Here is an 8,173-nt window from a genome sequence, read left to right as displayed (position 1 = left end):
ATTGGCATGCCCCTCACTGAGCAAATGGTGGGCATGCAGGCGACTCATCACGCCTTTGTCGCAATACAGCAGGTACTGGCGAGTAGGGTCCAGTTCCTTGAAACGAGCGTTCAATGCATAAAACGGCATCGTCTGTACCTCAATGCCAGCAAGTTCCAGCGGCTCGTCTTCAGCGGCATCCGGATGACGGATGTCGATGATGATCTGGCCCGCCAGTGCTTCGCTGACTTCTTCGATCTGCAAGTCCTGGCCCAATTCGTCGATCACGCGATCGATCGGCACCAGTTTGGCGTTTTCGAGCGCACGCTCGAGGACCGCCATGTCGAACTGTTGTTCTTCGTACTCCACGCGGTTGCGCTTGGCGTGGGTCTTGGGGTTCACCGAGATGACCCCGCAGTATTCCGGCATGTGCTTGGCGAAGTCGGCAGTCCCGATTTCGTTGGCCAGGTCGATGATGTCCTGCTTGTGACTGGTGATCAGCGGTCGCAGGACCAGCTTCTCGGTCACACAGTCGATCAACGACAGGTTCGGCAACGTCTGGCTCGAAACCTGGGAGATCGCCTCACCGGTGACCAGCGCATCGATGTCCAGCCGATCGGCAATCTTCGACGCAGCGCGCAACATCATACGCTTCAAAACTACGCCCATATGACTGTTATCGACTTTCCCGAGAATTTCTCCCAGTACTTCCTCGAACGGCACACTGACAAATAACACGCGTTGGGAGCTGCCGTACTTCTTCCAGATGAAGTGCGCGACTTCCATGACGCCCAGTTCATGGGCCCGTCCGCCCAGATTAAAGAAGCAGAAATGGCTCATCAGGCCACGGCGCATGATCTGGTAGGCGGCGACTGTCGAGTCAAAGCCGCCGGACATCAATACAAGCGTCTGTTCCAACGCTCCCAGCGGATAACCGCCGATGCTGTTGTGCTGGCTGTGGATCACATACAACCGTTGGTCGCGAATTTCGATGCGAACTTCGATTTCCGGCTCTTTCAGGGAAATCCCGGCGGCGCCGCACTGACGACGCAGCTGGCTGCCGACGTATTTCTCCACGTCCATGGACGAAAAGGTGTGATGCCCGCCGCGCTTGCAGCGCACCGAAAAGATCTTCCCGGCCAGTGCATCGCCGTAGTGCTGCTTGCACTTGGCAACGATGTCGTCGAAGTCACCCAGCGGGTATTCATCGACCTGCAGGAAATGCGCGATGCCCGGCATGCAGCTCAGGCGCTCGGTCATCTCCTTCAGGGCCCGGGGCTCAGTGACGCGGGTTTCCAGCTCGAGGTTGTCCCACACACCGTTCACCACCACAGCCGGGTCCAGATCGCGGAGCACGGCACGGATGTTCTTGGCCAATTGGCGGATGAAACGCATCCGTACCGGGCGGCTCTTGATGGTGATCTCGGGGAAGACTTTTACGATTAGTTTCATGAAAACAGCGCGCGCTGGGCCAGCCGAAAAAGGGGGGCGCGGATTATAGCGGAAATTGCTCAAGGTTTAACCAGTTAATATGCAGAACGTTTCGCGCGCACCAAAACGGGTCATTTGTTGAAATAGACGCTACATTACGGGGCAGTTATTTCAGCTTTGCGGCGCAATGCACCTCTATAAGCGTGATATTGGGGCAAAAAACCCATGGTGGGGCACTGGCATGCAATTTGCTCCCTTGTGAGGCAGGTTGCCTTGGCAGAGTATTCGCGCCGGCATCACCCACATTCTAAGGGCATCCACTACTAAGCCCGAAGCCACCCGGAGGACACTATGTCGAAGTCGGTTCAACTCATCAAAGATCATGACGTCAAGTGGATTGATCTGCGCTTCACGGACACCAAAGGCACTCAGCACCACGTGACCATGCCGGCTCGCGACGCGCTGGATGACGCTTTCTTCGAAGAAGGCAAAATGTTCGACGGTTCCTCCATTGCTGGCTGGAAAGGCATCGAAGCCTCCGACATGATCCTGATGCCGGACGACAGCACTGCCGTCCTCGACCCGTTCACCGAAGAGCCGACCCTGATCCTGGTTTGCGACGTGATCGAGCCTTCGACCATGCAAGGCTACGACCGTGACCCACGTGCGATCGCCAAGCGTGCCGAGGAATACCTGAAGTCGACGGGTATCGGCGACACCGTATTCGTTGGTCCAGAGCCAGAATTCTTCATCTTCGACCAGGTTAAATTCAAGTCGGACATCTCCGGCTCGATGTTCAAAATCTACTCCGAACAAGGTTCGTGGATGTCCGACCAGGACGTGGAAGGCGGCAACCGCGGCCACCGTCCAGGTATCAAAGGTGGCTACTTCCCGGTTCCGCCATTCGACCACGACCACGAAATCCGTACCTCCATGTGCAACGCCATGGAAGAAATGGGCCTGACCATCGAAGTTCACCACCACGAAGTGGCGACTGCTGGCCAGAACGAAATCGGTGTGAAGTTCAACACCCTGGTCGCCAAGGCTGACGAAGTTCAGACCCTGAAGTACTGCGTACACAACGTTGCTGATGCATACGGCCGCACCGCGACCTTCATGCCTAAGCCTCTGTACGGCGATAACGGTTCGGGTATGCACGTTCACTTGTCCATCGCCAAAGATGGCAAGAACACCTTCGCTGGCGAAGGCTATGCCGGCCTGTCCGACACTGCCCTGTACTTCATCGGCGGTATCATCAAGCACGGTAAGGCCCTGAACGGCTTCACCAACCCGTCGACCAACTCCTACAAGCGTCTGGTCCCAGGTTTCGAAGCTCCGGTAATGCTGGCCTACTCGGCTCGCAACCGTTCCGCTTCGATCCGTATTCCTTACGTGTCCAGCCCTCGCGCTCGCCGTATCGAAGCCCGCTTCCCGGATCCAGCAGCCAACCCGTACCTGGGCTTCGCTGCACTGTTGATGGCTGGCCTGGACGGCATCCAGAACAAGATCCACCCTGGCGATGCAGCTGACAAAAACCTGTATGACCTGCCGCCTGAAGAGGCGAAAGAGATCCCACAAGTTTGCGGCAGCCTGAAAGAAGCCCTGGAAGAGCTGGACAAAGGTCGCGCGTTCCTGACCAAAGGCGGCGTGTTCTCCGACGACTTCATCGACGCTTACATCGCTCTGAAAAGCGAAGAAGAAATCAAGGTCCGCACCTTCGTACACCCACTGGAATATGAGCTGTACTACAGCTGCTGATCCGGTAGCGCCGGCTGCACGCGGCGTGACAAAAAGAGGCCTCCTTCGGGAGGCCTTTTTTATTCCCGCGATTCAACAGCCGGCAATTTTCCCCTGTGGGAGCGAGCTTGCTCGCGATTACGGTTTTTCATTCGACATTGATGTTGGCTGATCCGCCGCCATCGCGAGCAAGCTCGCTCCCACAGGATTTCGCGGTGCCTGACAGGCCTTGTTAAATCATGCCCAAATGTTAACGACTTGGGTCTATCGCCAGCCCTGACCTATGCTGCAACCCAACACCTTCGCTTCCGGTCGATTTTATGGGTCGTGGTTTTCTCCTGATGTTGCTGCTGATCGCCCTGCCCGCCGCAGCGCAGATCTATAAGTACACCGACGCCAACGGCAACACCGCCTACAGCAATCAACCGCCGGATGGGGTCAAGGCGCAGCCGGTGGAGTTGCCGCCACTCAACAGTGTCGCGCCCTCGGCGCCCGTCACTCCACCTGCCGAAGCCAGCAGCCGCGAACAACCGCGCAACACCTACGAGGTGTTGGAGTTGACCGGCCTGCCCACCACCGAAGCCCTGCGCGCCAACAACGGCACTTTCACCGTCAGCGTGCTGATCAAACCGCGCCTGCAAGGCCCGCATTTGTTCAGGCTGTTGCTGGACGAACAACCTTATGGCCAGCCGAGCAACGTGCCGATCCTGCAACTGGTGAACATTGATCGCGGCGAGCACAGCCTCGCAGTCCAGGTGATCAACGGCGAAAGCGTCGTGCAGCAAAGCCCCAGCGTGACGCTCACTGTGCAACGGGTGCACACGCCTTGAAGGGCTGGCTGTTGATCATCTGCCTGATCGCCTTTCCGGCGATGGCCGACGTCTACACCTACGTCAACGCCCAGGGCAATCGGGTCTTCACCGACCAACCGCGCCCCGGCAATGCCAAGCGTGTGCCGCTGGCCACCAGCAATCGAATGTCCGCCAACCCGACCAACGCTGCGCCGGTGATCGCCGCGCAAAAGCCGGAAGAACAACCGCTATTCCACTACGACATGCTGCGGGTACTGGTGCCAGAACCAGACACCACGGTCCGCAGCAGCTCCGGCGAGTTGATCGTCAGCGTTACCAGCGAACCCGGCTTGCAGCGCGGTCATCGCTACCGTTTGTTACTCGACGGCCAGCCCACCGCCGAACCTGGCATCAGTCCGGTGTTCGCCTTGAGCAATATCGATCGCGGCAGCCATAACCTGTCGGTGGAAATCCTCGACGAACAGGGTCGCACCGTCGAGCGCACAGCCAATCAGCCGTTCCACATGCTGCGCATTTCCCTGGCGCAGAAGCGCAAGGTCAAGCCTTGCACCCTCACCGACTACGGCCAACGGCCGGAATGTCCACTCAAAGACAAACCTCCCGAAGAAAAAAACCCCTTCCTGAAGTTCTTCTAACCTCGTTCAGGTTTGCGCACTATATTGGTGCGATAGGGTGCACCGTACCCACATCCAAGCCCATTTTGGTTCGAAAGTACCCGCAAAAGCTGGCAGAACGCCACGCGATCGAGCGTCAAACGCCCGTTTCAGGCCTCAAACGCTTCTTTTCGGAGCTTTGGTTTGGTTTTTGCATTTTCCCCGCATCAGCGCTCATTTGTTGCGCGCACCCTGCTCCAAAAGAGGGTGTAGGGCGTGCTCACCGTAAATGGCGATCGCGCAAAGCCCCACGAGACGCAAGACTAGGCATGAGGAGAGAAGTTTGGTCGCTCCAAATGAACGACGAATAACGACGGATTGCGTCTCGTGGGGCTTTGCCCTTCGGGTTGGCGCTGTGATCGCGCCATGCTGCGTTGCAGGACTTGAAAAGGGAACGTCATTCTCTGCGTCCTGCGCCTTGCCTGGCGCGATCACAGCGCCAACGCGATTCGCCATTTACGGTGAGCACGCCCTACTATGACCATTAGCGACGCACTGCATCGACTATTACTCGACAACCTGACCACCGCCACCATCCTGCTCGATGCCGAACTGCGCCTCGAGTACATGAACCCGGCGGCGGAAATGCTCCTGGCCATCAGCGGCCAGCGTAGCCATGGGCAGTTCATCAGTGAGTTGTTCACCGAATCTACTGAAGCCTTGAATTCCCTGCGCCAGGCCGTCGAGCAAGCGCACCCGTTCACCAAGCGCGAAGCGATGCTCACCGCCCTCACCGGCCAGACCCTGACCGTTGATTACGCGGTCACGCCGATCCTCAGCAACGGCGACACGATGCTGCTGCTGGAAGTTCACCCCCGTGACCGCTTGCTGCGGATCACCAAGGAAGAGGCGCAGCTGTCGAAGCAGGAAACCAGCAAGATGCTGGTACGCGGCCTCGCTCATGAGATCAAGAATCCGCTGGGCGGGATTCGCGGTGCCGCGCAATTGCTCGCCCGCGAGCTGCCGGAAGAAAGCCTGCGCGACTACACCAACGTGATCATCGAAGAAGCCGATCGCCTGCGAAACCTCGTGGACCGGATGCTCGGTTCGAACAAACTGCCGTCCCTGGCCATGTGCAACATCCACGAAGTGCTGGAGCGCGTGAGTCAGTTGGTGGAGGCCGAAAGCCAGGGCTGCATCACCTTGGTGCGCGACTACGACCCAAGCATTCCCGACGTGTTGATCGATCGCGAACAGATGATCCAGGCCGTACTGAACATCGTGCGCAACGCAATGCAGGCCATCAGCAGCCAGAACGAGCTGCGCCTGGGCCGCATCAGTTTGCGCACCCGCGCCATGCGCCAGTTCACCATCGGCCACGTGCGCCATCGCCTGGTGACCAAGATCGAGATCATCGACAACGGTCCGGGCATTCCTGCGGATTTGCAGGAAACCATCTTCTTTCCAATGGTCAGCGGCCGCCCGGACGGTACCGGGCTGGGCCTGGCCATTACCCAGAACATCATCAGCCAGCACCAGGGCTTGATCGAGTGTGACAGCCACCCAGGCCACACCACTTTCTCGATCTTTCTGCCACTGGAACAAGGAGCCACATCGACATGAGCCGTAGTGAAACCGTGTGGATCGTCGATGACGACCGTTCTATCCGTTGGGTCCTGGAAAAAGCCTTGCAGCAAGAAGGCATGACCACGCAAAGCTTCGACAGCGCCGATGGCGTGATGAGCCGCCTGGCGCGCCAGCAGCCGGACGTGATCATCTCCGACATCCGCATGCCGGGTGCCAGCGGCCTGGACCTTCTGGCGCGGATTCGCGAACAACACCCACGGCTGCCGGTCATCATCATGACCGCCCACTCCGACCTGGACAGCGCGGTTGCCTCCTACCAGGGCGGCGCGTTCGAATACCTGCCCAAGCCGTTCGACGTCGACGAAGCGGTTTCCCTGGTCAAGCGCGCCAACCAGCACGCCCAGGAACAGCAAGGCCTGGAAGTCCCGGTCGCCTTGACCCGCACCCCGGAAATCATCGGTGAAGCGCCGGCGATGCAGGAAGTGTTTCGCGCCATCGGGCGCTTGAGCCACTCCAACATTACCGTGCTGATCAACGGCGAATCCGGCACCGGTAAAGAACTGGTGGCCCACGCCCTGCACCGTCACAGCCCACGTGCGGCGTCGCCGTTCATTGCGTTGAACATGGCGGCGATCCCGAAAGACCTGATGGAATCCGAGCTGTTCGGCCACGAAAAAGGCGCGTTCACCGGTGCGGCCAACCTGCGTCGCGGGCGCTTTGAACAGGCTGACGGCGGCACGTTGTTCCTCGATGAAATCGGCGACATGCCGGCGGACACCCAGACCCGTTTGCTGCGGGTGTTGGCGGACGGCGAGTTCTACCGCGTCGGCGGTCATACGCCGGTGAAGGTTGATGTGCGCATCATCGCCGCGACCCACCAGAACCTGGAAACCCTGGTACACGCCGGGAAATTCCGTGAGGACTTGTTCCACCGCCTCAACGTGATCCGCATTCATATCCCACGGCTGTCGGATCGTCGCGAAGACATCCCGACCCTGGCCAAGCACTTCCTCAGCCGTGCCGCGCAGGAACTGGCGGTGGAACCGAAGCTGCTGAAAAGCGAAACCGAGGAATACTTGAAGAACCTGCCGTGGGGCGGCAACGTGCGTCAGTTGGAGAACACCTGCCGCTGGATCACGGTGATGGCTTCGGGTCGCGAAGTGCACATCAGCGACCTGCCGCCAGAGCTGCTGAACCTGCCGCAGGATTCGGCGCCGGTGACCAACTGGGAGCAAGCGCTGCGCCAGTGGGCTGATCAGGCGTTGGCTCGTGGTCAGTCGAGCCTGCTCGACAGCGCCGTGCCGGCGTTCGAGCGGATCATGATCGAAACCGCCCTCAAACACACCGCCGGGCGTCGTCGCGATGCCGCGGTTTTGCTGGGTTGGGGGCGTAATACCCTGACGCGCAAGATCAAGGAATTGGGGATGAAGGTCGATGGTGGGGATGATGATGAGGGGGAAGAAGGCTAAACAGTCTTCAGATCTTCGTCGTTAGATAGATCCTTTCGCGGGCAAGCCTCGCTCCTACGGAGTTCGCGCCATTTCAAAATTGGCGCATCACCTGTAGGAGCGAGGCTTGCCCGCGAAGGGGCCATAACATTCAACATCATCGTTGACTGTTACACCGCTTTCGCGAGCAGGCTCGCCCCCACATTAAGAGCTTCGTGCACCGCAGCAATGCACCGTGAACCGCAATCGCGCACAGCCTCCCGCCTGAAATCCCGTCGTTAATCGTTAGAAAACCCACCCGACAAAAACACAAAATCCCCGAATCACGGGGCCTCCAGCGCATCAACACAACTTTCTGTTTCAACTTGTTAAAACCTGGCACGCCCCCTGCAATAGTCCATTCAGTGATTCAGTTCACTACCCGGTTTCGGGGACCTTGGTACAGGCAGGCCGGGGATTCCCCTCTTTACATCGGGCTCGCACCGCCAACGCGACGAGCCCAACCCGTTTTGGGGCCCTTGATACAGGCAGGTCAGGGGTTCCTTCTTTACACCGGGACTTGCACGCAATGCGTAAGTCCCTGCCG

At 58.9% G+C, this 8,173-nt stretch carries 6 protein-coding genes; 5 read left to right on the top strand and 1 reads right to left on the bottom strand.

Annotated features, from left to right (window positions below; genetic code table 11):
- Positions 1 to 1,431 (bottom strand): tRNA uracil 4-sulfurtransferase ThiI (thiI, locus tag ACIOYV_RS27785; RefSeq protein ID WP_401328881.1); only part of this gene is annotated, 1,431 nt, incomplete at its 3' end.
- Between the two features lie 330 nt (positions 1,432 to 1,761).
- On the opposite strand from thiI, the gene glnA reads away from it, so the two are divergent.
- The 5 genes from glnA to ntrC all read left to right on the top strand — a co-directional run bounded on the left by glnA (position 1,762) and on the right by ntrC (position 7,608).
- Complete coding sequence (glnA, locus tag ACIOYV_RS27780; protein WP_054055312.1) at positions 1,762 to 3,168, top strand: glutamate--ammonia ligase; 1,407 nt, start codon at positions 1,762 to 1,764, stop codon at positions 3,166 to 3,168.
- 299 nt (positions 3,169 to 3,467) lie between these two features.
- Positions 3,468 to 3,977 carry a DUF4124 domain-containing protein gene (locus ACIOYV_RS27775; RefSeq protein ID WP_401328877.1) on the top strand — a complete coding sequence of 170 codons (510 nt, stop codon included), beginning with the start codon at positions 3,468 to 3,470 and terminating at the stop codon, positions 3,975 to 3,977.
- Positions 3,974 to 4,594, top strand: coding sequence for a DUF4124 domain-containing protein (locus ACIOYV_RS27770; protein WP_401328874.1), 621 nt, complete (start codon positions 3,974 to 3,976; stop codon positions 4,592 to 4,594). The genes ACIOYV_RS27775 and ACIOYV_RS27770 overlap by 4 nt, the downstream gene beginning before the upstream one ends.
- Before the next feature lie 495 nt (positions 4,595 to 5,089).
- Positions 5,090 to 6,175, top strand: a complete 1,086-nt coding sequence (gene glnL / locus ACIOYV_RS27765; protein ID WP_054055306.1) for a nitrogen regulation protein NR(II) — start codon at positions 5,090 to 5,092, stop codon at positions 6,173 to 6,175.
- Positions 6,172 to 7,608 (top strand): nitrogen regulation protein NR(I), encoded by a 1,437-nt coding sequence (gene ntrC, locus ACIOYV_RS27760; RefSeq protein WP_054055303.1) that lies wholly within the window; start codon positions 6,172 to 6,174, stop codon positions 7,606 to 7,608. The genes glnL and ntrC overlap by 4 nt, the downstream gene beginning before the upstream one ends.
- Positions 7,609 to 8,173: the final 565 nt, after the last annotated feature.

The sequence above is a fragment of the Pseudomonas sp. NPDC087342 genome (assembly GCF_044744265.1).
Classification (GTDB): Bacteria; Pseudomonadota; Gammaproteobacteria; order Pseudomonadales; family Pseudomonadaceae; genus Aquipseudomonas; species Aquipseudomonas nunensis.
This window is presented reverse-complemented; position numbering and strand designations above follow the sequence as displayed.

Coding starts and splice junctions, on each gene's coding strand:
- glnA (WP_054055312.1), top strand. CDS start 1,762: ATGTCGAAGTCGGTTCAACTCATCAAAGATCATGACGTCAAGTGGATT.
- ACIOYV_RS27775 (WP_401328877.1), top strand. CDS start 3,468: ATGGGTCGTGGTTTTCTCCTGATGTTGCTGCTGATCGCCCTGCCCGCC.
- glnL (WP_054055306.1), top strand. CDS start 5,090: ATGACCATTAGCGACGCACTGCATCGACTATTACTCGACAACCTGACC.
- ntrC (WP_054055303.1), top strand. CDS start 6,172: ATGAGCCGTAGTGAAACCGTGTGGATCGTCGATGACGACCGTTCTATC.